The following is a 24306-nucleotide window of genomic DNA, read 5'->3' as shown; positions in this document are numbered from 1 at the left end:
ACGATTTCCAAAACTAATAAATCAATAATTTTTGATATAATGCATCATATCTTACAATTTTAAGTTTTGTCAATACATATAATTTATAAAAATTGTTGTATTGAAATTTTTCACAACACTTATTTACACATGTTTTTTTTGAAAGAACAATTTTAACATAGGAGGTGTTATAATAGTTGTAATTAAAACCACTACTACAATAACTGCAAATAACTTCTCAGTTAATAAAGCCGCTTCTAACCCTATTGCCGCTATAATTAAAGCCACTTCTCCTCTTGAAACCATTCCTGATCCAATTCCAAATGAACTTCTCCAATTAAAACCAGCAAATTTTGCTCCTACTGCTGAGCCAAGCAATTTAGTTAAGATTGCAATGATACTGAGAATAACAATTAGCCAAATCTGATCTCCTATTCCTATAAACTCAATCGTAACACCTATGGATGTAAAAAATACGGGCACGAAAATGGAATAACTAATCGTTTCTACTTTATCAAATACTTCATGTTTATATTTTGTTAAACTGATTGCAACACCTGCGATATAAGCACCTATAATGCCAGCTACCCCCGCATATTCAGCAAGAAAGGCGTAACTAAAACAAATAATTAATCCTGCAGATATAACAGCTTCGCTCACCTTTAGTGGAGCAAATTTTTTCAACACCCATGGTACTACTTTCCAGGCCAAACCAATAGCTACTATAAAGAAAATCACTTTCTTTATAATCACTTCTCCTAATTGAACATCTCCACCAGCCAAACTCATTAGAAATGCTAAAGAAATAATTACAAGAATATCGTCAATTACCGCTGCTCCTAAAATCGTAGTACCTTCTTTTGATTTTAACTTCCCCATTTCTTTTAATGCTTGAACGGAGATACTTACACTCGTTGCAGAAAGCAATAATCCAAGGAAAACAGCTTCCAATATTGGTAATTCTAAATAAGTTCCTGCAAGAAAACCTGCAGTCAGTGGGATAACAATCCCTAATATTCCTACATATGTAGAGGCTTTTGCCGTTTTTTTAAATTCTTGTACATCCGTTTCAAGCCCTGCAATAAACATTAACAATATAACACCAATTTGACTGATTTCTTCTAATACTTCTGTATTTGTAACAATACCCAACACAGTTGGACCTAATACAATACCAATCAATAATTTACCTAATACTGCTGGTTGCCCTAATCTTACGCTTATATCTCCAGCAATTTTAGAAAATAACAATATAGCTGCTAATTCAATAATAAGCACTTTTTTCTCCCCTTTTTTACAAAGTTCAAAAGCTTCTGGATAGTATTCCTTATACAATAAAAAACATACTATTGTATACGTTGTACATATAACCTTTGATAATAATCAATGTTACATAAAAATACATTGCTTTCGTAGTGATTCCATATGGAATACGGAATGAATGTAACATTGGTTTCATATTTTATATAAAAGTGTTTAAAAAGTTTATAAAGTCTTGTCATGTTATACCCAAAGTTGATTCATCATAAAAACCCTCACTCTTTTGAGTAAGGGTTGTTTATTTTATATTATTGATCAATAGTTAATTTTAATTCACCTATTACACCTGAACTTTTGGTTTCTATATTTCTTGCAGCTAAAAGATTCTTGTGTGATTTAAGTTAGATTAGAGTCATATCATCAAATAAGTGATAATGTAAATCACATTGAAGGAGTTAATCTGATTCTGATCCTTGTTTAATTTTGTTTCACAATCTTTCAGGTGGTGCAATGATTCTTATTATTCTATATCCCTTAGGGTTAAAAACTTCAAGTATTAAGTTAGGAACTAAAGTAATAAGTTTAAATTCCCTAGTTTTTATCTCAACTTTAAATCTATTTTTAGAAAGAGCTAGAATTTTAATTTTAGCTGGTGATTCGCTATCTATATCAAACAAAGGAGTAAATAATTTGATTTTAAAATCCTTTAAAGGTAATTTAATGATGATTTCATTTAAGTTTGGTTTATGAATAAATGCATCTTTACTAGCATTTAACTTTTGAAATATATGAAAAACATTTTTATTCATTTTACTAAAGCCTTTAAACTCACCGATACTAGTCTTCTATCTTCTTCACTTTGTTTTGTATCTAAAGAAGGGGCCGTCAGCAAATATTCACCAAACGCTACCATAGTATTTATAATATTTTCTGGTGCAGTTTTAGTTACAAGAAAGGCATTTGTATCAGGTTGAGCAGAGGCTAAAATCCTCGTTGTAGTTACATTTGCTGAATCTATATTATAAAATTCTGCATCTAGATTAGCATTAACATCATCTATAATCTCTTCTATTCTAATTTCATTCATTTCTAAGTCCAATATATAAAAACCTCCTTCCATACAATAACAGTATATTCAAACTTGTTATCTCTGTTACAAAAATCCGCTCTTATACTAACATTTCAAAAAATATAATAATTAACATATCTAAAATAATTTAATTTTATAACTAGATTATAACCTCATAACCTTACAGTATAAGCATTTAATGAGCGAAATTGAACGGTTGGTAAAAATGCCGCACCTTGAATTTCTCTGACACTAGCAACCAAATAAAACGATTCTTGCAATTCCTCACAAACAGCAGTTAAGTTCGGTGTTGTATTACTTTCAAATTGAACAGGGTCAATATTTTTATTTTCAACCCCAGCTATCACAGTTCCGCTAATTGTTTCAGCTAATCTAGGAGTAACCTCATTGCAATTATCTCCTATCCCATCCAGTAATTGATATTCTAGCGCTATTTTAAAAGGACCGGCTTCAAGTTCGTGTAGAGGTGTGGAAGGCCCCAATAAAAAATTAAGCTCAAAAAAACTATCAACTTTAAAAGAATTATGTTTAAAACATTTTGGGATTTGTAAGTTTAATAGAACTCTTTCTTCACCTGTTTCAGGTAATTCAATAGGTGGATCTCCTGTTTGAGCAAAAAATATATTAGAAGACAAAGTTAACCCTCCCTTCTTTATCTTGTTTTAAATCTATTTAAATAATTGCCATTACAGACAACTATGAATGAACTTAAAGGTCTTTTTGTTTTTGATTAGGGAAAACTGTAACGTTCATTGCCCGAAAAACTACAAATGGTAGAATTACCCCACCCTGTATGTTATTTAAATTTGCTACCAAAGTTAAAGTTTGATTGACTAAACCTTCTGCTACAAACGTAAGGTTTGGTGTAGTGTTGCTTTCAAAATCTACCAACTGTTCTTCCCCATTTTCTGAGGCAAGAATCGCTGTTCCACTAATCGTTTCTGCTAATTTAGGAGTTAGCTCAATACATCCATCTCCAACACCATCAAAAAGTTGATAGTCTAAATCAACCATAAAGGGAACATTTTGTTGAAGTGTTAAATCACTATCTTCTGCTCCTACTAAAAAATTTAATTCAAAGAAAGCATCAATTTTTAATAAATTATTTTTGTAACATTTCGGAATATCCAAAGACAATACTGTTACCACATCTCCGTCCCTTGGTAATATAATGGGTGGATCATCAGTTTGAGCAAAAAACACACGTGTCATTTATATTATTCACCTCCCTCACAAAAGATATTGTATTATATGAGGATGGGAAGCATTTTGCTTGTACGTTTAACTATTTTTCATAATTATACTGTGGAAAGAACTGTAGCATTTATTGACCTGAACTGTGCTGCAGGTACAAAAACTCCACCTTGAGTTTCATTTATATTCGCTACTAAATAAACAGCCTCATTAACTAAAGGGGTTGTAATAACTGTTGCATTAGGTGATGTATTGCTTTCAAATTGAAATAACTGTTTATTTTCTCCTTCAACAACTAATCCTGCTGGAGCTCCAGAGATGGTTTCAGCTAAAATAGGGGTTATTTCATTACAATTTTCCCCAAACCCATCAAGCAATTGATAGTTCAAAGCTAACTTAAAAGGTTCACCTTGCTGTAATGTTTCTCCTGACTGAACTAAAAAATTCAATTCAAAAAAAGTATCAATTTTGAATACACAATGTTTATAACACGCTGGAATAGGTAATCTAAGCAATGTTACAAATTCTCCACTTTCTGGAAGAATAATAGGTTCGACTTCTTGTCTAAAAAATACAGGTACGGTCAAATTAAACGCACCTCCTTAATGTAAAATCAATATATCGTATACAAAAAAAACCATATTTGCTTGTACGTATAACTATTTTTAATCAAAATAGTCATAGCCCTATTAAAACGATATTGATAGAACAATGGGCGACTGTTTCGTTTGTACATCAGAATGTATTCAATTTAAAATGTTTCTGCTGTTGGGATTTCAATTACCGGAGTTTACTTTTATGATATTTGTTTAAAACAGTAAGGAAGGATATTAAAGGAGTTTGTGGATGATGTGACAGCAAGATTTTCCCCTTGGCTTTTGTTACCCATTAGGGGGATTAACCCCCTCGACATCTTCAAATTATAAAATGAACAAGGGGCCCTTAAATTAATTATTCTTTTTAATTTGTGAAATAACCCACTCCAAAGTTACGTCGGACATGGAATTAATTTGTAAATCTACCTCTTCAAATGGCAGTAACTTTGTAATATCGTTAGGAATAGTAACACAATGTAATCCAGCAGCTTTCGCCGCTTGTGCTCCTTTCGGAGAATCTTCAATAGCAACTGCCTCAACAGCGTTTATGCCTAAATCCTTAACGGCCTCTAAATATAATGCTGGATCAGGTTTAACATTTTTCACATCATCCGATGTTTTTAAGATCTCAAAATATTGTTTAATATTAAATTTATTTAAAAAATATTCTACCCACTCACGACTCGAACTTGAAGCAATAGCTAATTCTAAACCCATCTCTTTCGCTTCATTAAAGTAATTTTCAATTCCTGGACGTAATTCCTTCTTTTCCATCACTTGTTTATGTTTTTTACTCGTGATCTCTCTAACTGCTTGAAGATCAACATCTTTAGTTGCATTTGCTAATAAATAATCATATAAAATATGGACTCCATCTGTTCCAATGACTTGACTCCATATTTCAATTGGTAAATCTACACCGTATTCTTTATAAGTTTCCAGATAAACATCAAACCATGGAGTTTCAGTGTCTAGAATCGTTCCATCAAAATCAAATACTATTGCTTTTATCATAAAATATCCTCCTAAGTATGCTAGTTCATTCCTATCCTGAATAAAATACAAATGGTTTAAAGTTGAATATTAAAAAGACGATGAAAATAGTATATCAATTTTAACCCGTCAAGTCATTCTAATATGAAATTTTAGTGAAAAATGAAATTGTAATAATTTCTCAGAAAACGGTTAACCTATGAAAAGATGTTTTGACTATGTTAATTATTAAGCTTTTTTACATATGAGGAGGATATTAAGATGACTGATCTAAGAAATGGATTAAATCAATTATTGGCAAATTTAAACGTGATGTATACAAAGCTACACAATTATCATTGGTTTGTAACAGGTGAACATTTTTTTGAACTGCACAAAGCTTCAGAAGAATTATATGGTGAAGTAGCAACATATATTGATGAGGTAGCAGAAAAAATGCTGGCATGTAAAATGGTTCCAGCTGCTACAATGAAGGAATATTTACAATTGGCTTCCATAGAAGAAGCAAAAAATGGACTAAGCGCGGGTGAAATGGTGCAATCTGTTTCCAATGATCTAACTAAACTCATCGATGATCTCAAAATTGGGATTGAATTAGCTGACCAAGAAAAACATATCTGTATTTCTAATTTACTTCAGGATATTTTATGTGATTTTGAAATGGAATTGTGGAAGCTTTCTGCTTATTCGCAAAAATCTATTTAAGTAAATCAAATTCAACACCCGCTAATAAACGAATCAGCGGGTGTTTTAAAATTACATAAAAACAAAATATCTCAATCAATATATCACATTAGTCCAAATAAAGAATCATTCAATTCTAAATACAGGTCCTTTCGGAACAAAGGGTAAAGAATTCCCTTTCGGTATGATATAGGCATGTTCTCTTGTTATTTTTAATCGATGAATATATCCATCTGTAATAATTAATATCGGTCCCTTTTTAGGGAAATCATCTGTTTCTTGTAACAAATCAATCGCTGGCTGCAGAATTGTGCCACCTCTCCCTTTAACTTGTACTCTTCCTGCAATCTCTTCGGGTGATAAATATCCTGCATCATAAGCCATTGCATCACAAAATACAACTCTAGCAAAAGGAACATCTCTAGATAAACTGTAACTCGAAATAGCGCCTAAGGCTTTTGATAACAATTTTTTATCCATAGACCCACTTGTATCCAATATTACACCAAAAGTTCTCCCATCTTCGTCCCCACCATTTGAAACCCACTTTGGTCTTGGAATGTCTGGTGTAGATGACTGTCTTCTAGAGATTCTTGCATAGGTTCTGATCTTTTCTTGAGGAGAAAAATGTTGATCAAACCATTTTGCTAGTTCCACATCCCATTTTATTGGAGGCTGTCCTAATGCTTTTATTTCTTCAACTAACCCTGCTGGCAATAAACCTCTATTCATCTCTTGATGATATACAAATCCTTGCTGTAAACTATTTTTACAAAAATCATCAATGGTGATTCCATTCCTAGGATCCCAAAAACTTCGATTTCCTTTCTCGATAATATCACCTTGTCCGATTCCTCTAAGAGTGTAAATTTTTTTATATGTGCGGATATCACTGACAATTCGATCATAAATGGATTCAGCTGACAACCCCTTCATATTCTGATCTAATAAGATACCTACTTTGGGAATTTCACCTATCCCCATTTCAACAAGCCAGTGATTTATAACATAATCACAAGCCACATTCCAAAAATAGTGATCTCTACCAAGACATCGTTGTTGATGCATTAAACCTGCGTGTAAAAACTCATGTGCCAATACAAATTTACACTCTTCTTCATCTAGACCAGCAGCAGGGTTGATATAAATTTCTTTTTCTAATACATCTATTGCAGCTATTGATATATCTAACCTTTGACATAACGTTACATCATCTATAATTTTAAAATTTGAAGCTAAAGAACCTAACAATGGATAGTGATTAACAAACCACTTTTTCGCTTTTTCTGGAATCGAATATTTACCACTACCTTCTGATAAAGTATCTTGATACCCTCCTGCAACTTGAATGGCACTAGTCACAGCAATGGATAGCCCTTTCCCAAAACAAGCTTGCCAGTCAATTTCTCCCCCCCATCGATAAGTATACATATGATCTTTAAAAAGCATATCAATTTGATTCTCACCCGCTGTACCCAAATAAATGAATTCTTCAGGCACCCCATTTTCTATAAAAGAATCATACAACTTGTCTTCATTTTTTACAGGAGTTTGAATCTGATATCCTAATGCCCAAGGCGGCTTACCTAGTTTCATATCTAATAGAAACTTAGCAATATACACATCACATGCGATGTTCCAATATTGTTTGTTTTCTTTTTCCTTGAAATGTCCAAAACCTAAATGAAGTAAACAGTGTGCGAGTATATATATCCACTCATCTATTCCTCCCTTTTTATTAGGATTCGTATAAATATTACCTTTTTTTGATACCACTGCCCATCCGTTTGGAGGATATGGAGTATTTTCTTCTCTGAATATATTTGCATGTGTAACAAGTGGAGAAAACATAGGATGATTCTCAATATATAAATTTGCTTTCAGAAAATGCACAGATGCAATATCCACTTTTTGTTTTTTGTCTTTACTCATACCTTGGCCCTTTTCTGTGCAAGCCTGGGCAAATCCCTTACAACTTCTACCATGAACCATTCTGGTAGTGGATCTTCGTCCTTTGAATTGGCTACAACCATTTGAGCCATTTCTAGACTGATTTCACTTAAATCTTTCAACAATGATTTTGCTCGATGTGCATATTTTTGGTGATTTGAAGTCAAATCTTCCTTCCGATTTGGAAGTTCCTTAACAATCTGAGATCTAAATGAAAGACTTAGAAAATAAAGTGTGTCCCTTTCTTCAGGCTCAGTTGGAAATCTAGCGTCTCCATTCATAATATGATTAATTTGATACTTTGTTTTTAAATTTTTATGAAAAGTTTTAAACTGCTGTGCATGTGTAGGACTGATAGAGCCATTAGCCAAGATTTCAATGACTGAGTTAGGAATTTCTTGGCCATGATGACCGTATTCTTTAAGCGCATCACTTAACATATGCCAAGATCTTGGTGTTGAAAAAGGCTCTTCTGTTTTTGGTGGCTGTACCCATAAGTGATCTGGCCTTGTTTGCAAATACTCTAATACATAAGGATGCACTTCTTCTTCATATGCCCAAATAAACCATTGTTTAATACTAACTTCAAGCTGCACATGAAACATTCGATTAATTAATGCAGAAGACATTGGTTTTACAATTGCGCTGTCTTGAGCTCTATTTCCGGCTCCAATGACGACTGATCCCTCAGGAAGCTCATAATCTCCAATTCTTCTTTCATGAATTAAGCTATAAAAAGCTTTTTGAACTTCCTGAGAACACGCATTTAATTCATCCAAAAATAAACAATAAGGCTCTTCTCTAGCTATCATTTTTGGAGGACAGAATCTACTTTTTCCGTTAACAATTTGCGGTACCCCAATAATATCTTCAGGTGCTAGCTGGCTTCCTAACAAGGATACACATTTCAGTCCTACATCATTTGCGAATTTTTCTACTAATGAAGATTTCCCAATTCCAGGTGGCCCCCATATAAAAACAGGTCTAATTACTGCAACATTTAACAATACTTCCATTAATTCATGTTGATTAACTTTGAAGTTTAAATTCATTCATTTCTCCTTTTATAACAAATATTATATATTAAATTTTTTACCATTCTCAATTAAAATTTCACTTTGCATTCACCTTCTGTTCAAACCACTCATGTATAGATATCCCTAATTCTCTAACTTCTCTCATTATTTTTTCTTTCAATTCCTCATCCATATAAAAAGTCATCGGAGTCAAACCAGTATCTATCAATAATCCATCGTACTTTTCTATGACTTTTCCTTTAACAATAAACTTCTTGAGCATATCAATAAAGTCAAAATGAGTCTGTGATTGAACCCCTTGCAGCTGTGATTTTTTTACTTCAACCAATATTTTGTCATCCATTTCAATTTTCATATTGTTAGCTCCAACGTGCTGTAGCAATTCTACAATAATATCATATATCAACGAATCGATCGATGCAGGTGTAGGAAATTGAAATTTAGCCGTTCCATAAGTTGTAACATTCTTTTTATTTTCTAAAACAACTTGCGACTCCCACCCTTCTTCTTGTGCTTCTTCTAACGTCATTTCTTCTCCGTTTTCATTCATAAGAAAAGCTTCAACTTTCTTCTTCCCTTTACTATATATTTTATAAATGCGAGCTAATTTACCATCTTTTTTATAAGGCTGAAACAAAAACAATCCTTCATTTTTATGATATATTACATCTTTTTTGGCTAGCTCTGGATGATCCAATTTATATTGCTGAATCACTTCTTTCTTAATAAAAAACGTGCGTTTTCCCTTGTATTCATCCTCATAATACGCTAATTCATTATTCTTGATTAATTTATGTACATACGTGGTTGAAACGTTTAATATTTTTGCAGCATCTGAAGAAGTTAGATCTTTTTTCTTATAAAACGTCTTGATCCTCTCCACATCCTGGACTTTAAACTTGTATCCCCCATCCCCTCTATGTGTTTCTCTATTAATAGGCTCCAACCTTTTCTCTCTATTTGAATGTTCCATCAGCTTGTAAACTGAAGTTTTACTAATATGAAATGCTTTTGCTACATCTTGAATACTCATGTACTTTTTCAACTTAAATCACTCAACTTTCATTCTTTTTATTCAACTCATTTATTCACATAAGAAGTATATAAATGTTTATATCATTTTTAGAGCTAATTATCATTTTTAAATTATATCATATGAATATAACTTTTTAAATTAAAATCAATATGTATTAACTTTAATAGTTAAATTTAAACAAAACTAATAACCCATTATTTTATATTAGATATTAATTATAAACTTTAATAAAAAATAGACTTATTATAAGTTAATTTGATATAATTAATTTTAATATTTTATATATATGGGTGATATTTTTGAAAATTAAATTAAATGAATTTATGTTAAATAAATTTAATAACCATACTATGATACAGAAAAATAAAAAAGAGATGGTAACTCTATTGTTAAATGAGGAAGGCTATCAGGAGATTTATCAAAAATTCTCACAAAATGAGGATGAGTTTGGGAATTATAATTACAGACATTTGAGTAACATCGAAATGATTTATGTATATATACATATGAGAGGGAAAAGCAGAAAGGAAAAATCCAAAAAAGAGTATGTAAGAGAATTACTTCAATTTTTACATATCATTAAGGAATATGAGGTAGAAGATATAAGAAAATTAAGCCGAAGAAATGTTGAAGGGTATCAGAATCATATCGAAAAAATGTACGATAAAAGCAACACAATAACTAAAAAATTAAATATTGTCAAAAGCTTTTTGAAATGGTGTTATCAGGAGAGGTATTTAAAGAAAGATTTAAACAGAGGATTTTATTCAATTATGGTAGACAAAACCAAAATTGTAGAAAGAGATATATCTATTGAACAAATGAAGCAAGCATTACAATATTACGAAAGGAACCCAAAAGTAAAATCAATCATTTTGCTTTTAGCTACCAGCGGTTTACGACTTGCAGAGATCATAACACCAAACTGGTCTGATTTATATTATGATTCAAAGCGAAACAAGTACTACTTAAAAACGATCACAAAAAGAGATAAAGTTCGCCATGCTCTAATAAAAGATTATGTATTAGAAGAAATAAAAGAATATAGAGGTAGAGTTGGATTCGATTCAGAATTGAATACAAGTGACAACTCCCCCTTCTATCCGAATCGATATGGGAAAAAATATACTTTGTCTAGTTTATCTACAACTCTTTCAAAACAATTGGCTGATGCTGGACTAACAACGGTTCAAGGTGAAAGAGTGACTCCCCATTTTTTAAGACATTTTTTTGCACGAACTGCTTATTCTAATGGGGCACCCTTAGATCATATTGCAGATACATTAGATCATAGTGATCCAAGAATAACAAAACAAAACTATTTGTATAGAGAATTGAAAAAAGAACATGATGTGAGTGAATTTGTAGATTTGTAAATATTGAAGAGTTCAATATAAAACAAAATAATCATTTACTCATTCAATAATTGCATTAAATAAACACCATAATAAAATCCTTCTAGTGTAAATAAATCAGAGTAATTGTTTACATCGCTTTGATCTTCAGGCAGCTGAATAAAGTATCCTCCTTTTTCTCCTGTTAAATTGTTCACAAAATGAAGAACTTGTTTTTGTTCTTCTTCATAGATAGGTAGTTGGTAAATCTCCTTTGCTCTCACCATTCTAAAAGTTGAATATAAATTTACTGCATTCACATCATTCTTAACGGTATAACCTCCGACTTGTTGTGAAAAATATTTTTGTATAGCGTCGGATAATTGGTCAATATCTAAATTTATATTCTGATTCTTTGCACTATTTATAATATAAAATAGCTCTTTTTCACTTTCATGGTCGTTTAATCGATTGCTAATATCTTCAACATTGAAAATGATGTCTAATTTCTTGTCAACACTTCCGTCTAAATTTAATAAATAATCTATAGAGGTAAGATAAAATGTTGTTTGAATATCTTTTTCCGTATGTTCATTGGATAACTGTGTATAGAGCTCTTCAATACTTTCGATAAATTTGGTTAAAGAATTTAATTCATTCACTGATAATGTAAAGAAATACAATTCTTCTAAACTATTCACTCTATCTTTATGGTATCGAGTTAATGTTTCTAAAATCTTATTTTTATTATGAGGCATATTTAATTTTTTTGCAGTTACCATTCCATAATAGTTATCTCGTAAATTAAATTGAATATCTCCTTCATATATCCAGTCAACAGTAAAATTTTTTACATTTTCCTTTACAGCCTGGTTAGCACTATTATCTTTTATAATTTCATTTGCTAAAATCATTTTATAAATCATTTGAAAGTCCACTGTAGAAGATAGGGGCTCAAAGTTATTTAAATATTTACTATCTATTTGTAAATCTACACTCATATATTCACTAGCTTTTTGCAGGTTTAAAATAATTTCATTGTTAACTACAACATTATTTATTTCAGTACTAGACAATGAATTAAAATACTGAAGCCAATATTGTAACCATTCCTGCCTTTCTTCTACAACCTTATTATTTAATTGGTTTAATGGGATCTCTAAATAATTTAAACTTAATATAATAGGTATACCCTTACTAACCAAATTCATTTTCGCTTCATTTAAATCATAAGTAAAATTATTGTTATCCATAAATAATTCCTGCAACTTATTCTCTGTTTTCGCTAATTCTTTTGGATATGTATTTAATACTTGAAAAACCTCCAGTACTAGTGCTGTTGCAGTCAGTTTTTCCTCTAAGCCTTCCTTTTCTGATTCCCAATAAAACAAACCACTATTATCATCCAATTGATTTAATAACCTTTGTACGTGTAGGTTTATACTTTCATTACTAAAATTATCATATATAATTTGTTCGATTAACACCTTTAAATAAGTGTCATAAATAGAGTTATACGAAGATAATGTATCTTTTTTTGCTTCGTAAGTATTTTTAATTAAATGCATATCATTTTGATTAAAAGGTGTTTGTAAAATTTCTTTAGTTTTTAATAACCATGCTGTTTTATATAAATCAAGATTTTCTTTAAACATTTGATATATATTATTATAAAAAAAAGCATAATTTTCATTTTCGTAGTAGCTTCTTTCCAGCAAATTGATATGTAGGTTCTCATTTATTTGTTTAAATTCTTTATTTTGAGACATTTCTTGTAATTCTGATTTTTGTTGAAAGCAACCTGATGTCAATATCGTAATTAACAAAAATAAATAATATATTTTTCTATATTTTGAACTGACTATATTTAACTTCCTCATTTTTATCTCCCTTAGAAAATGGACAGCCCCTGATTAATAGGAGCTGTCCGTGTAAAATTAAATTATAACCATGTACCATCAGAAGCAGTAGGAGTATAAAAACTACTTCCGAATTTAAAAGTTGCTGAGGTAGATTGACTAACGTAAATATCAAAACCTGTTGCAGAAATATTGTTGTAATAATGGTTCATTTGCCAAGTATTATTAACTGAATCAGTCCAAGATGCTGTACTTCCGCTTACAGAAAAACCAGCGGATGCTGGCACAGATACGGATACAGTAACACCCGTAAAACTAATAGAATCAGCAAGAGTAACTTTATCCGCATTAAATGGATTAGAACCTAACCAAGCACCTCGTGAATCTCCAGAGACTTCCGTTGTGCAACAAATATTATAATTAATAGTGCTATCAAACTGAGCATACATAGTACTGCCATTATAAGTCATTGAGTCGTAATCGTTTATATTTGCTGATAACAATGCAGATACATCCGAATCAGAAGATTGCTTTCCTGTGTGTAATTTTCCCTTAATAATAGGAATATATTGATTGATCATTTTAATATATTCAGATTTATCTGTAACTTCTTCAGAAGGAATCATGACAATGTTGCTGTTGGTTTCTTTTAAAACTTTTATATCTTTGTGACTTTTCAAATCTGAAAACTTCATTTCTTTTTCAGCAAATACTGAACCTGCAAAGATAAATATAAAACAAAGCGACAACAGTGATATTTTTTTAAAATTTGAAATCATAAAATACCATCCTTCTTTTTATTTTATATTGAAAGCTGGCCAGCTAACAAACGAAAAATATTGAAGCAGCAACCATTAATATGTATTTATATATCTATAGTACCATAATTTGTAAAGCTTAGTGTTGTTTTTATATAAAATAACACTAAACTTTAGTATTCAAGACATTTTTATATTTTTTTCCTCATCTTTTAGTAAAAAATGAATCTGATAACAAAGTGGTTTGCACCATCAGTAGAAAGAACAATGGAATAACTTAGGTCAATCCCATTCGATTTTAACAATATGAAAACTGACTTTCATATAACTCTCTATAAAAACCATCCTCTTCTATAAGCTGTTCATGAGATCCTTGTTGTACTAAATATCCTTCTTTTAGTACAACAATGTTGTCAGCATTTTTAACTGTATTTAATCGATGTGCAATCACTATACTCGTTCTCCCTTGCATAAGCCGCTTTAAAGAGTTTTGAATTGTAATTTCTGTTATCGAATCAATACTGCTTGTGGCTTCGTCAAGTATAAGAATTGAGGAATTAACTAACATTGCTCTTGCTATAGCAAGAAGCTGCTTTTGTCCTTGACTAATGCCACTTCCATCCTCTTTTAATTTAGTATCATAACCTTCAGACAACGCTTCTATAAAAGAATGTGCTCCTGCTAATTTAGCCGCTTCTATCACTTCCTCATCCTTTGCAGTTAAACGACTATAACGAATATTGTCCCTAATACTTCCCTCAAATAAAAAAGGTTCCTGTAAAACAAAAGCCATCTGTTTTCTTAAACTATTCCGATCTAAATCCATCAATTGATATCCGTCTATCCATATATCTCCTTCAGTCACATCGTAAAAACAAGCGATTAAATTAATAATGGTTGTTTTACCTGCACCTGTAGGTCCTACAATAGCAATTGTTTCTCCAGGTTTTGCAGTGAAACTAATATGTTTTAATACTTCACTGTTGTCATCTTCATAAGAAAAGGATACATTTGAAAAAATAATTTCACCTTGTATGGAAGATATTTCTTTATATGTTTGTTTATCTTGCCTATCTTCTTTTTCCTCTATAATTTCAAATACCCTCTCTGCCCCAGCAATCGCTGATAAAAGTGAATTCCATTGATTTGCTAGTTCATTTAAAGGTCGAATAAATTGACGTGAGTATTCTAAAAAAATTAAAATAATACCTATAGTAACTCCTCCAATATTATATAAGATGAAAATGCCTCCAATACAAGCGATAAAAGCATAATTAAAAAAGTTTAATGTATTCATCAATTTAGGAATAAAACCTGCAATGGTTTGCGCCCAAAAACCCACTTCATAAATCGCTTTATTTTTTTCTTTAAACTCTGAAATGACTCTGTTTTCTTGAGAAAAAACTTTTATGATTTGTTGTCCAGATAAGGTTTCTTCTGTAAATCCATTTAGCACACCCATATTATATTGCTGTTTCTTATATAACTTTGACGTATGCTTTGTAATGATTTTAATACCAATAAACAATATTGGAATAACACTAAAAGTTAATAATGTAAGCAATGGACTTAACCAAATCATGATGGAAACAGTCCCTATTAAGGTGAGAACACTAGAAAAAAATTGAATCATTGAACTATTTAGCATGCTGCTAACATTTTCAATGTCATTTGTTAGTCTACTCATCAACTCACCATGTTGTCTCTTATCAAAAAAAGATAGGGGTAACCTGTGTAATTTTTCAAATAAAACAGATCTCATTTTAAAAATGATGTTTTGTGAGGTTTTAATCATCAATATATTTTGATACCAAACGGTGAAAGAGTGCAAGATATAAATTAAAGCCAAACCCAATAATAACCACAGTAATCCTAATTGATCGAAATTAACGATATAATGATCAATACCTAAACCGACCATTAATGGCCCAAGTAAACCCAATCCAGAACTAATTATAACTAATCCAAATACAATCAAAATTTGATTTTTCCACTCAGACATCAATTTCCATAACTTTTCGAGAGTAGTACTCATATTTTTAGTTGTATTACTTATCTCGGATACCTTTATACTCGTTAATTCTTCGTTTTCTTTCTTTTTTAAGACTTGCCTTGACACTTGAAAAGGTTTTAACATCTCTTTGAACATGAAGGGTCTATTCCTTTCCATTTTGAGACTCATAAATTTTTTGGTATAAAGTACTGCGGTGAATTAATTGATCATGATTTCCTTGATCTGCTATTTCACCTTTCTCCATGACTAAAATATGGTCAGCATTTTTAGCTGTACTAATTTTTTGCGTACTCATCAATGTGGTACATTCCATTTTCTTAATTGACTGCAATAACTTAGCTTCTGTTTGTAAATCCAATGCACTCGTACTATCATCTAACAACAAAATTTTAGGTTTTCTCACTAAGGCTCTAGCAATAGCTATTCTTTGTTTTTGCCCTCCTGATAAATTGACTCCTTTTTGTCCAATTAAAGTATCGTATTGATCTCTAAATTTAATAATATTATCATGAATTTGAGCTGATTTTGTTGCTTCTAAGATCTCTTTATCCTTTGCTAATGGATTACCCCATTTAATATTTTCTTTAATCGTACCTGTAAATAAGTGTGACTCTTGAAGAACAAATCCAATATTATTTCGTAAGTTTTCTACATCAATTTCTTTAATATTAAATCCATCAATGAAAATATCCCCTTCTGAACACTCATATAAACGTGTAATTAATTGAAATATAGTGGATTTACCAGATCCAGTTTCTCCTATGATGGCCACAGTTTCTCCAGACCTAACTTTAAATGAAATATTTTTAACCGCAAGTGTTTGAGCACTAGCGTATTGAAAAGATACATGATCAATTATGATATTACCTTCAATTATATAATCCAAATTTTTAAAAGTATCATGATTAGTACTTATATTTTCCGTTGTTGTGTCCAACACATCAAAAATTCTCTTGGCCGAAGCTTTTGCACGTGATAGTACCATAATAAGCATGGAAAAAATAGAGAGAAAACTGAGAATTCTAGTCGTGTAATTAATTAAAGCAACAATTTCCCCGACAGTTGCTTTATCTGTTTGAATTTGTATGCTGCCAAACCAGAGGAAAGCCATAATAACAAAATTCATTAATAACATATTAATAGGCGTAGAGGATTCAGTTAGACGAAATGCTGATACGGTTTGTCTTTGAAGTTTAGCACTGGCTCCCTGAAATCGTTCTATTTCAAAGTGCTTTCTTAAATATACTTTAATGAGTCTAATGGCTCGGAGATTATCCCTCATAATTTTATTGACTTGATCTAACTTTCCTTGAACAAAAGAAAAAGAATGCGCTGCTTTTTTATAAATCCAAATTAAAAAAAAGAAAACAAACGGAACAGTAATAATAAAAAACATCGCTAGAGGCGCATTCACAAAGAAGGACATCACGATGGCTCCAATAATAAGAAAAGGAGCTTTCATCATAATGCGTAAACCCATAAACACTACCTGCTGAAGCTGTGTTACATCATTTGTTAAACGGGTAACTAAAGAGGAAGATTGAAATTGCTTAAAGACAGATAATGAAAAAGATTGAATGTGTGTGTATAACTTTTCTCTTATATCATAACCAACGTTTTGACTTGTATATGCAGCATAAAATGTATTTATAATTCCAGAAACAAACACTAAAATTGAAGCAGTAACCAATACAATTCCCCAACGTAATACATGATGTATATTCTGCTGCTGGATTCCATCATCAATCATTTTGGCAATAAGAAATGGCTGCAATAATTCTAATCCTAATTCTAAAAACATAAATATCAGTGCAATGACTGCATGTATTCTATAAGTTTTTATAAAGGAAAACAATTTTTTCATGAAGAAGCCTCTCTTTTGTTAAGGTATGAGAAGATTATTAATCTATACGAATTTTTACATTAAGAATATACCAAAAGTTTATTAGTTAATTTTATATATTGAACGTTGAACAGAGGTGTATCCGTTGAGAATCAAAGTTATGACTTATAACATTCATCACTGCAAAGGTAAAGATAAAAAAGTAGATCTTTACAGGATAGCTAATGTAATTGAACATAGTAAAGCAGATGTTATTGGCCTTAATGAAGTAGATAAACATTTTTCAAAAAGAAGCTTATATAAAAATCAAATTCACTGGCTTGCAGAACATCTGAAGTTAAATTATGCTTATAGTCCTTCCATTTCTATCAATTCCAAAAAATCAAGATTTGCTCGACAATATGGAAATGCCCTTCTTTCAAAGTTCCCTATTATATCAAAAAAATCTCATTCTTTTAATTATGTACCTGGACTAGTTGAAAAAAGGTCTCTCCTCGATGCAACGATTCAAATTGATGGACAATTACTTCATTTCTTGGTTACACATTTAAGTCTTAATCGTTATTTTCATAAAAAACAAACTCATTATATTTCAAATTTAATTTATAATACTTCTCTCCCTGTTATACTCATGGGAGATTGGAATATGAAACCTAAATCACAAGCATGGAACAAATTAACCAATCAAGTACAAGATACTTGGCTGGTTGCAGGAAAAGGGCCAGGATACACTTATCCATCCAATCACCCGAAGTTTAGGTTAGATTACATTTTTACATGTACTAGGCTGAAGATTGATAAAATTGAAGTAATGAACAGTGTACCTTTGGCTTCTGATCATTTACCACTGAACGCAATTGTCACTTATACAAAAACATAACAAATGATTTCAACCAGCTAAAATTAGTCTTTTCTTTTTTTATGTATATTTTTTCTCAAAAAGATCATTACCAATAAGAAGAGTAAAATAAAAACAATAAATCCAATAACAATATAGTTTAGGTTTTCATTTTTCTGCAAATCTACCTTTTCACTAGGTTCTGATCCTTCTCCCAACACAGCTAAATCTTGTTTTGCATTTGCAATCCCAGTAGTTCGATCACATATGATCGTAATCAATGCTTCCTCATCATACATATTTGAATAATTTGCATATACAAGGTATTCCGCTCCAACTCTAAACTTAAAGCCACAATCACCTTCACCTTGTCCTGTAGTAATATTAACTTGAGTTTGATCTATTCCTTTATATGTCTTTGTAACATTGAAATTTACGGATTTTGGGCTGTATCCTCCCCGATTTATATCCTTAATTTGATATACTTGCCCTATAAACACAACATCAGATCGATTAACCTCATCCTCTATACTAAACGGTTCAACACAACTACATGCTTGAACAGAAGTAGAGGGTACAATGAAGAATTGCAATCCAACTATAACAGCTATTAAAAATAATGAGAAATTTCTCAATAACTTCCACTCCTTTAAATAGTTGAGCCCCTCATAATAATCAGATATTAATTTTAAAAATGCTACTCCTCTTAATCAATTACCTACTATATTTATAATGCTTTTATATTTTGTGTAACTATAACATTTTATCATAAAATATGATAAATTATAGAAAAGCATTTAGAGAGGAGTAATTTTATATGACGGTACATACTGAAACCTTTATAAATTCTAGTATTGAATTAATTTGGAGAGCTTGGACAGAATCTGATAGAATTACAAAGTGGTTTGCACCAGCCGCAGAAATACAATTAAAGAATTATGGAAAATATGAACTTTACTTTGATCCAACGAACAAAAATAGCATGAGTACGATTGGATGTAAGTTACTAGATTATGAGGAACCTAGTTTTCTAGAGTTTCAATGGAAAGGCCCAGACGAATTCAATGATGTAATGAATGATGAAAAAGAGCTTACCATAGTAAAAATCTCATTATTACCTTATGAAAATGGTACAAAACTAATTTTAGAACATACAGGTTGGGGTACTACAGATGGTTGGATTAAAGCAAAAAATTGGCATATCAAAGCATGGGAGCAAGCTTTAAGCAGTCTAAAATCTAATATGGAATCTGGAGAAGGCATTTTGAGTTGTAATTAATTATTAATATTCATCAATGAGGTGATCAATCCATGAAAATAACGCCACTAATACATATGAGACCAAAACTTCGTTCTTCTATTCGTATCTGGATTGGTTCAAAATTTTATACGTATAAAAGGTATTTAGAGTGGATTAAGCGAAAAACTAAATTTGCAACTCAATATAATGATACTCTATTACCATTCACAGTATTTAGCCATAATACGCCCACGTTAAGGAAACTAAAAGATGTTGATATGTGGATGCAATATAACAAAGTTATAAATTTAAAAATAGCATTAAAAAAGTTGAATCACATTATTATTCATCCAGGAGAAACATTTTCTTATTGGAAACTTATCGGAAAAATAACGAAACAAAAAGGATATGTTGACGGTATGGTTTTACACTATGGTAAATTCCGTACAAGTACCGGTGGAGGATTGTGCCAGTTGTCAAATTTAATCTACTGGATTACACTACATACGCCATTAGTTGTGACTGAACGTCATAGACATAGCTATGATGTATTTCCAGATGCCAAACGAACACAGCCGTTTGGTAGTGGAGCGACATGTGCTTATAACTATCTGGACTTGCAAATCTTTAATCCTACTGAACAACCCTTTCAACTTCATTTGGTTATAGAAGATGATTATTTATTTGGTGAATGGAGAACAACGAACCCACCTATTCATAAATATGTAGTATATGAAAAAGAACATTCAATTACTCAAGAGTATTGGGGAGATTACGTTCGACACAATGTAATTCACCGTAAAGTATATAATTTAAATAATGAATATATTGAGGATCAATATATAACTGAGAATCATGCGATCATGATGTATCAACCTCTATTAAAATAATATTATTAGAAAAGCCGTTATTACTCAGATAATAATAACGGCAGAAATTTAAATTGAACTTTCTCCTGAAAATTTATGTGAATTGTGTCTGTTGAAACCGATTAAATCGTCCAAGCTCCTTTAATAATACCAACTAAAAACCAATCTCCATTATATTCTTCAAACACTAAATTTAAGCTCTGCCAATCCATTCCCTCGTATTGAGGATCGAATCCTGAAAAATAATATTCCACTATATTTGCATTTGGATAGACTTCAAATTGATTTTGGATCATATTACCTTCAGCTAATGTTTCATTGTAACTAACCTCTTCTGAGTTGGCAAAATCAGCACTATAAACAAAATCATTAAAATACTCTGCAGGAGTTAATTCAATTGAGTCACCTGTGCCATCGTAAAATCCCCAAGTATAAACGTTTTTGTCTGTTAAAAAACCGTTTATTTGATCTGTATTAAATACTAAATCAGAAATTACATCCACATAGAGATATGGTGAAAATCTTACTCCTTTATTTGGGTGGACATATGATGATAATTGTGACATGTTTTTAGCTTGTAATAATAATACAACTTCATTTGCTTTATTTAACACAATCTCTTTTGTACTTAATTCAGGATTTTCTTCATCATCTGTTGATTCATCAATATCCTCATTCACAGTTCCCTCTTCATTAGTTTCCTTATTCAAATCTCCATTAGAACATGAGGTTAAAAAAATTAATGTTATAAAGATTATACTTATCATTCTCATCATGAAATCATTCCTTCTTTCTTTTTGTATAACATTATGATTTCTAATATAGTACAAAATTGGAAGTTTAATGTCAATTGAATTCTTGTAAATATTTTTTATACAAAGAGTAATAAGTTAAAGATTTAATAAGTAAAAGCCGTTATTTTTACAACGGCTTTTTGTAAGTTATATATTCAATAAAAATAGTGTTTACAATCTCTTTAATTCATTACATTAATTGAGTGTAATTATGGTTGTTTAATTATTCACTACAATTTGTAGGTGGTGGCGTTACTTCTGAATCAAGCTTAATTTTTTCTGAAACGGTATCTCTAATTACGGATACCACTAATTGAAGTAAATAGTTGATATCACTTTGGGTTTGTTGAAATTGTTGTACAATTGGTAAACTATCCAATTGATCTTGAAGCTCCGTTTGTTCTGCTTCTATTTTTTTAACCATTTCAGGGTTTTCAAATGATTCAAAAGCAACCACTTCTTTTTGTTTCTTCTTGATATCACTGATCATTTTTTGTATTTTTTCATTATTGTCTATTTTTTTCTCTGCTTCCTTATACATTCTTACTTCATCAGTCGTAGAGATTAAACTAGCTAGCTCTTTTGCCTTTTTTAAAATATCTTCTCGTACAACTAATTCAGTAATGGTATATTCAGGCATGCCATGTTCATTGACACGTTGTTTTGCCTCTGACAATATATTCACCCTCCTACCATTTAATAATAACTTTATTGTGGTGTAACCAAATTATACTACTTCTTGAACTACGATGTTCCCACTGACAAACCAAGTCGTTGTTTTATTTATTTTAACATCAACGAAATGACCAATTAAATCCTCCGTACCCTCAAAGTGGACCAATTTATTTGTACGTGTTCTACCACTTAGAAACTTTGCATTATTTTTACTTATACCTTCTACGAGAACTTCAACTGTTTGCCCCTGCAATTTCGCATTTTGTTTATAACTTGACTCTGCTACTGCTTCGTTTAGACGCTTTAGTCGTTGTTTTTTAACTTCTTCAGGTACATCGTCTTTCATTTTAGCAGCTGGGGTTCCTTCTCTAGCTGAATAAATATAGGTATATGCAAAATCATACTCAACTTCTTTTACTAAAGAAACTGTATCTTCAAATTGCTCTTCAGTTTCTCCTGGGAATCCAACAATAAAATCTGAAGTTAAAACAACATCGGGAATTGCTTTTCTAATTTTAGAAACGAGATTCATGTAATGTTCACGAGAATATTTACGACTCATGATTTTCAACATTTCTGTATTTCCAGATTGAACAGGTAAATGAATATGTTCTACTAAATTACCCTTTTTAGCTAATACTTCTATCAAATGATCATCAAAATCTCTAGGGTGAGAAGTTGTGAATCTAACTCTTGGAATATCTATTTTATGAATATCGTCCATTAGATCACCAAAACGATAATTTATATCTTCAAAATCCTTCCCATACGCATTTACATTTTGACCTAACAACGTAATTTCTTTAAATCCTTGGCGTGCTAGATCTCGTACTTCTGCTATGACATCTTCAGGTCTTCGACTTCTCTCTTTCCCTCTTGTATAAGGAACGATACAATACGTACAAAACTTATCACAGCCGTACATAATATTAACCCAAGCTCTCATACCTTCCCTCTTTTTAGGAAGGTTTTCAATGATATCTCCTTCTTTAGACCATACTTCAACAACCATCTCTTTATTGAAATAACAATCTTTTATTAAATGTGGTAACCGATGAATATTGTGTGTTCCAAATATTAAATCTACAAAATTATGTTTTTGTAAAATTCTGTTGATTACGTTTTCTTCCTGTGACATACATCCACAGACCCCTAAAATAAGAGATGGATTTTCCTTCTTAAGATGTTTCAAATTACCTAACTGTCCAAAAACCTTTTCCTCGGCATTTTCACGAATAGCGCATGTATTTAGTAGAATGACATCTGCTTCAGAAGCTTCTTCTGTTGCTTCATAACCTATTTGCTCTAACATGCCCTTCATCGTTTCTGAATCATGTTCATTCATTTGACAGCCATAAGTTCGAATTAAATATTTTTTTCCTATACCAAAGCCTGTCATTTCTTCAGGTATAGAAAAATTATAATGAACCTTTACATCTTCTTTTCCTCTTTTTTTAGCATCACTTAAAGAAGGAGGGTTAAAATATATAGAAAAATCCTTATCGGATTTAACAGACATGTCACAACACCCTTTCAAAAAAAATAAACATCCTTTTTATTATAACACCTACAGTAATTTTTTTAAAGAATACTCGCCGAGTGGTGAGACTTAAAAACAATAAGAAGAAAGGTAGTTGTTACGTTCAAGAATGGACAGGCTCAAAATTCATCTTAATAGTCAATAATTTCAGCAGTATCACATGTATTTATACCAGCTGCATTTGCTTCATCCGTATCAATGTGCATATCTAGTGCATAATTATCAGAAATTCTAGCAATAACATCTTCAAATATTAATGGACGTTCTCCATTTACTCTCACTTTCAAAAATTGCTTGTTTTTAATTCCCCATTTTTGTGCATCACTTGTATGAAAATGTATATGACGTGCGGCAATAATGACTCCTTTATCAAGTTGCACCTCTCCTGCAGGTCCAACAATTTTTATGCCAGGCGAACCCTCAATATCACCAGACTCACGCACTGGTGATTGCACACCTAAATAAAAAGAATCTGTTTTTGATATTTCTAATTGACTTTCTTTTCTGGCTGGACCTAATATACGTACTTTCTCAAAGGAATTTTTAGGACCTTCTATACTGACTGTTTCATTTGCTGCAAATTGACCAGGTTGTGATAAATCTTTCATTATAGTTAGTTCATATTCTTTCCCAAATAAAATTGCGATATGTTCCTGAGATAAATGGATATGACGTGCGGATACTCCAACTGGAACTTGTTTCATAGTGGTTACTTCCTTCCTA

The 24306-nt window shown here is 31.2% G+C and carries 24 protein-coding genes; 5 read left to right on the top strand and 19 right to left on the bottom strand.

What is annotated here, in order from left to right; all coding sequences use genetic code 11:
- Positions 1-123: 123 nt before the first annotated feature.
- From ERL59_RS00590 to ERL59_RS00560, 7 genes are all read right to left on the bottom strand, one after another.
- Positions 124-1257, bottom strand: a complete 1134-nt coding sequence (locus ERL59_RS00590) for a cation:proton antiporter (RefSeq protein WP_160643418.1) — start codon at positions 1255-1257, stop codon at positions 124-126.
- A gap of 470 nt (positions 1258-1727) precedes the next feature.
- Positions 1728-2048, bottom strand: a complete 321-nt coding sequence (locus ERL59_RS00585) for a hypothetical protein (protein WP_160643415.1) — start codon at positions 2046-2048, stop codon at positions 1728-1730.
- Positions 2045-2338 carry a hypothetical protein gene (locus ERL59_RS00580; protein WP_160643413.1) on the bottom strand — a complete coding sequence of 98 codons (294 nt, stop codon included), beginning with the start codon at positions 2336-2338 and terminating at the stop codon, positions 2045-2047. Before ERL59_RS00580 ends, ERL59_RS00585 begins: the two co-directional genes overlap by 4 nt.
- A 143-nt stretch (positions 2339-2481) precedes the next feature.
- A complete protein-coding gene (locus tag ERL59_RS00575) occupies positions 2482-2964 on the bottom strand; it encodes a hypothetical protein (RefSeq protein ID WP_160643411.1) in 483 nt (160 codons plus the stop codon).
- Positions 2965-3037: 73 nt separating this feature from the next.
- Positions 3038-3541: a hypothetical protein gene (locus tag ERL59_RS00570; protein ID WP_160643409.1), complete on the bottom strand. Its 504-nt coding sequence runs from the start codon at positions 3539-3541 to the stop codon at positions 3038-3040.
- Positions 3542-3627: 86 nt separating this feature from the next.
- The gene (locus ERL59_RS00565) at positions 3628-4110 is read right to left on the bottom strand and encodes a hypothetical protein (RefSeq protein WP_160643407.1); all 483 of its coding nucleotides are present in this window, start codon (positions 4108-4110) and stop codon (positions 3628-3630) included.
- Positions 4111-4470: 360 nt separating this feature from the next.
- Entirely contained in the window at positions 4471-5130 is a 660-nt protein-coding gene (locus ERL59_RS00560) for an HAD-IA family hydrolase (protein ID WP_160643477.1), read from the bottom strand.
- Between the two features lie 243 nt (positions 5131-5373).
- Here ERL59_RS00560 and ERL59_RS00555 point away from each other — a divergent pair, with 243 nt between their 5' ends.
- Positions 5374-5817: a Dps family protein gene (locus ERL59_RS00555; RefSeq protein ID WP_160643405.1), complete on the top strand. Its 444-nt coding sequence runs from the start codon at positions 5374-5376 to the stop codon at positions 5815-5817.
- Between the two features lie 105 nt (positions 5818-5922).
- Here the strand turns inward: ERL59_RS00555 and ERL59_RS00550 are convergent, their stop codons facing one another.
- The 3 genes from ERL59_RS00550 to ERL59_RS00540 all read right to left on the bottom strand — a co-directional run bounded on the left by ERL59_RS00550 (position 5923) and on the right by ERL59_RS00540 (position 9816).
- Positions 5923-7728: a vWA domain-containing protein gene (locus ERL59_RS00550; protein ID WP_160643403.1), complete on the bottom strand. Its 1806-nt coding sequence runs from the start codon at positions 7726-7728 to the stop codon at positions 5923-5925.
- On the bottom strand, positions 7725-8798 hold the full coding sequence (locus ERL59_RS00545; protein ID WP_160643401.1) for an AAA family ATPase: 1074 nt from the start codon (positions 8796-8798) through the stop codon (positions 7725-7727). The genes ERL59_RS00550 and ERL59_RS00545 overlap by 4 nt, the downstream gene beginning before the upstream one ends.
- Positions 8799-8859: 61 nt before the next feature.
- The gene (locus tag ERL59_RS00540) at positions 8860-9816 is read right to left on the bottom strand and encodes a helix-turn-helix domain-containing protein (protein WP_160643399.1); all 957 of its coding nucleotides are present in this window, start codon (positions 9814-9816) and stop codon (positions 8860-8862) included.
- 302 nt (positions 9817-10118) lie between these two features.
- Between ERL59_RS00540 and ERL59_RS00535 the strand changes: the two genes are divergently transcribed.
- The gene (locus ERL59_RS00535; RefSeq protein WP_160643397.1) at positions 10119-11195 is read left to right on the top strand and encodes a tyrosine-type recombinase/integrase; all 1077 of its coding nucleotides are present in this window, start codon (positions 10119-10121) and stop codon (positions 11193-11195) included.
- 35 nt (positions 11196-11230) lie between these two features.
- Here the strand turns inward: ERL59_RS00535 and ERL59_RS00530 are convergent, their stop codons facing one another.
- The 4 genes from ERL59_RS00530 to ERL59_RS00515 all read right to left on the bottom strand — a co-directional run bounded on the left by ERL59_RS00530 (position 11231) and on the right by ERL59_RS00515 (position 17648).
- Positions 11231-13033 carry a hypothetical protein gene (locus ERL59_RS00530; protein WP_160643394.1) on the bottom strand — a complete coding sequence of 601 codons (1803 nt, stop codon included), beginning with the start codon at positions 13031-13033 and terminating at the stop codon, positions 11231-11233.
- Between the two features lie 62 nt (positions 13034-13095).
- Positions 13096-13791 (bottom strand): hypothetical protein, encoded by a 696-nt coding sequence (locus ERL59_RS00525; RefSeq protein WP_160643392.1) that lies wholly within the window; start codon positions 13789-13791, stop codon positions 13096-13098.
- 277 nt (positions 13792-14068) lie between these two features.
- Positions 14069-15919 (bottom strand): ABC transporter ATP-binding protein, encoded by a 1851-nt coding sequence (locus ERL59_RS00520; RefSeq protein ID WP_160643390.1) that lies wholly within the window; start codon positions 15917-15919, stop codon positions 14069-14071.
- A 7-nt stretch (positions 15920-15926) separates the two neighbouring features.
- The gene (locus tag ERL59_RS00515; protein WP_160643388.1) at positions 15927-17648 is read right to left on the bottom strand and encodes an ABC transporter ATP-binding protein; all 1722 of its coding nucleotides are present in this window, start codon (positions 17646-17648) and stop codon (positions 15927-15929) included.
- Positions 17649-17772: 124 nt separating this feature from the next.
- Between ERL59_RS00515 and ERL59_RS00510 the strand changes: the two genes are divergently transcribed.
- Positions 17773-18507, top strand: a complete 735-nt coding sequence (locus ERL59_RS00510; protein WP_160643386.1) for an endonuclease/exonuclease/phosphatase family protein — start codon at positions 17773-17775, stop codon at positions 18505-18507.
- 23 nt (positions 18508-18530) lie between these two features.
- Here the strand turns inward: ERL59_RS00510 and ERL59_RS00505 are convergent, their stop codons facing one another.
- Complete coding sequence (locus tag ERL59_RS00505) at positions 18531-19100, bottom strand: hypothetical protein (protein ID WP_160643384.1); 570 nt, start codon at positions 19098-19100, stop codon at positions 18531-18533.
- A 182-nt stretch (positions 19101-19282) separates the two neighbouring features.
- Here ERL59_RS00505 and ERL59_RS00500 point away from each other — a divergent pair, with 182 nt between their 5' ends.
- Together ERL59_RS00500 and ERL59_RS00495 are read left to right on the top strand one after the other, a co-directional pair.
- Positions 19283-19744 carry an SRPBCC family protein gene (locus ERL59_RS00500; RefSeq protein ID WP_160643382.1) on the top strand — a complete coding sequence of 154 codons (462 nt, stop codon included), beginning with the start codon at positions 19283-19285 and terminating at the stop codon, positions 19742-19744.
- Positions 19745-19776: 32 nt separating this feature from the next.
- Positions 19777-20595 carry a VanW family protein gene (locus tag ERL59_RS00495; RefSeq protein ID WP_235929745.1) on the top strand — a complete coding sequence of 273 codons (819 nt, stop codon included), beginning with the start codon at positions 19777-19779 and terminating at the stop codon, positions 20593-20595.
- Positions 20596-20696: 101 nt separating this feature from the next.
- Here ERL59_RS00495 and ERL59_RS00490 read toward each other — a convergent pair whose 3' ends face one another.
- From ERL59_RS00490 to pduL, 4 genes are all read right to left on the bottom strand, one after another.
- Positions 20697-21284 carry a hypothetical protein gene (locus ERL59_RS00490; RefSeq protein WP_160643380.1) on the bottom strand — a complete coding sequence of 196 codons (588 nt, stop codon included), beginning with the start codon at positions 21282-21284 and terminating at the stop codon, positions 20697-20699.
- 307 nt (positions 21285-21591) lie between these two features.
- Positions 21592-22044, bottom strand: a complete 453-nt coding sequence (locus ERL59_RS00485) for a RicAFT regulatory complex protein RicA family protein (RefSeq protein WP_407925660.1) — start codon at positions 22042-22044, stop codon at positions 21592-21594.
- Positions 22045-22095: 51 nt separating this feature from the next.
- The gene (gene miaB, locus ERL59_RS00480; protein ID WP_160643378.1) at positions 22096-23562 is read right to left on the bottom strand and encodes a tRNA (N6-isopentenyl adenosine(37)-C2)-methylthiotransferase MiaB; all 1467 of its coding nucleotides are present in this window, start codon (positions 23560-23562) and stop codon (positions 22096-22098) included.
- A gap of 152 nt (positions 23563-23714) precedes the next feature.
- Positions 23715-24287 carry a phosphate propanoyltransferase gene (pduL, locus tag ERL59_RS00475; protein WP_160643377.1) on the bottom strand — a complete coding sequence of 191 codons (573 nt, stop codon included), beginning with the start codon at positions 24285-24287 and terminating at the stop codon, positions 23715-23717.
- Positions 24288-24306 lie beyond the last annotated feature (19 nt).

This window comes from Chengkuizengella marina, assembly GCF_009910845.1.
Taxonomy (GTDB): Bacteria; Bacillota; Bacilli; order Paenibacillales; family KCTC-33759; genus Chengkuizengella; species Chengkuizengella marina.
This window is presented reverse-complemented; position numbering and strand designations above follow the sequence as displayed.

Bases quoted from the DNA above. Each gene is read 5' to 3' on its own strand.
- ERL59_RS00585 (WP_160643415.1), bottom strand. From the start codon at position 2,048: ATGAATAAAAATGTTTTTCATATATTTCAAAAGTTAAATGCTAGTAAA.
- ERL59_RS00570 (WP_160643409.1), bottom strand. From the start codon at position 3,541: ATGACACGTGTGTTTTTTGCTCAAACTGATGATCCACCCATTATATTA.
- ERL59_RS00555 (WP_160643405.1), top strand. From the start codon at position 5,374: ATGACTGATCTAAGAAATGGATTAAATCAATTATTGGCAAATTTAAAC.
- ERL59_RS00550 (WP_160643403.1), bottom strand. From the start codon at position 7,728: ATGAGTAAAGACAAAAAACAAAAAGTGGATATTGCATCTGTGCATTTT.
- ERL59_RS00545 (WP_160643401.1), bottom strand. From the start codon at position 8,798: ATGAATTTAAACTTCAAAGTTAATCAACATGAATTAATGGAAGTATTG.
- ERL59_RS00540 (WP_160643399.1), bottom strand. From the start codon at position 9,816: ATGAGTATTCAAGATGTAGCAAAAGCATTTCATATTAGTAAAACTTCA.
- ERL59_RS00530 (WP_160643394.1), bottom strand. From the start codon at position 13,033: ATGAGGAAGTTAAATATAGTCAGTTCAAAATATAGAAAAATATATTAT.
- ERL59_RS00525 (WP_160643392.1), bottom strand. From the start codon at position 13,791: ATGATTTCAAATTTTAAAAAAATATCACTGTTGTCGCTTTGTTTTATA.
- ERL59_RS00520 (WP_160643390.1), bottom strand. From the start codon at position 15,919: ATGTTCAAAGAGATGTTAAAACCTTTTCAAGTGTCAAGGCAAGTCTTA.
- ERL59_RS00515 (WP_160643388.1), bottom strand. From the start codon at position 17,648: ATGAAAAAATTGTTTTCCTTTATAAAAACTTATAGAATACATGCAGTC.
- ERL59_RS00500 (WP_160643382.1), top strand. From the start codon at position 19,283: ATGACGGTACATACTGAAACCTTTATAAATTCTAGTATTGAATTAATT.
- ERL59_RS00495 (WP_235929745.1), top strand. From the start codon at position 19,777: ATGAAAATAACGCCACTAATACATATGAGACCAAAACTTCGTTCTTCT.
- miaB (WP_160643378.1), bottom strand. From the start codon at position 23,562: ATGTCTGTTAAATCCGATAAGGATTTTTCTATATATTTTAACCCTCCT.
- pduL (WP_160643377.1), bottom strand. From the start codon at position 24,287: ATGAAACAAGTTCCAGTTGGAGTATCCGCACGTCATATCCATTTATCT.